Annotated in this window: 1 pseudogene; it reads left to right on the forward strand. The window is 44.8% G+C overall.

The features are described from left to right. Nucleotides 1–671, forward strand: a pseudogene (locus KP705_RS15510) (hypothetical protein); the annotation flags it as partial. Between the last annotated feature and the right edge of the window lie 192 nt (nt 672–863).

Raw genomic sequence — 863 nt, forward strand, 5'->3', positions numbered from 1 at the left:
ATAAGGTCGGGAAGCCTTCTGGCTTAACTCGTATTGGTCCAGGTCGTAGGCGTTTAACTCGGGACCAGTGGAACCAGGAGAAGCAACAAGCCAAGGCTTTAGCTATTGCTCTGGCTGATGGTCGTGCTGTTGCAAAGCGTGTTGATGCTGCAAAAGCTAAGGCTGAAAAGTTTGAGAAGGCTGGCACGTTGGTTGGTGCTGTTTCTTCTGCTGTTGCTGGTGGTGTTGTTCAGGTTTCTGAGTCATTCACGAAAAGCCGTTTTGATGATGGTGCGAAGTCTCGTGAAAATGAAATTCATTTATTGAAGAATCAAAATGAGAAGTTGAAAGCGAGTAATTCATCACTAAAAACAAAAATTMACAAAAGWAATGAATCACGAAAATCACTATTGAACGAATTGAAAAGCGAACGCGAAAAAAGTTTTGATAAGGGCAAGCCGTTCAGAGATTTACAGAAGAAGAATGAACAGCTTGAAACTTATCTTGGTTTAGTTTTTGATTCTTTGGATTCGCATGGAATTAATCCTGTTCCGTTCATTAAGACTGTCTACACGTTGGATGATTTAATGCGTGATTGCGATAGGATTGCGAAGGAGTGGCTTGAGTCATTCCAGGCGACGTGGGAACCTAAGGCGAAGCCTCAAAAGGGTTCTGATCGCTCTATTGCCTAGAGCGACGACCCCGAAGGTCCGGGGTCTAGCATTGGGGTTTCGACCTCCATGCTAAAGGCTAAATCAGTATTAAAAAGATAGCTCAAACTGCTTCGCTTCATGAGCAGATAATTAGCTCAGATTTGCTGTGTCCTGCATCACAGAGCGAGCGCAGAGCGGGAGCCACGTAGTGTGGCCGTAGGCCATCTGTGT

The sequence above is a fragment of the Gluconobacter sp. P1D12_c genome (assembly GCF_018812105.1).
Taxonomy (GTDB): Bacteria; Pseudomonadota; Alphaproteobacteria; order Acetobacterales; family Acetobacteraceae; genus Gluconobacter; species Gluconobacter oxydans_A.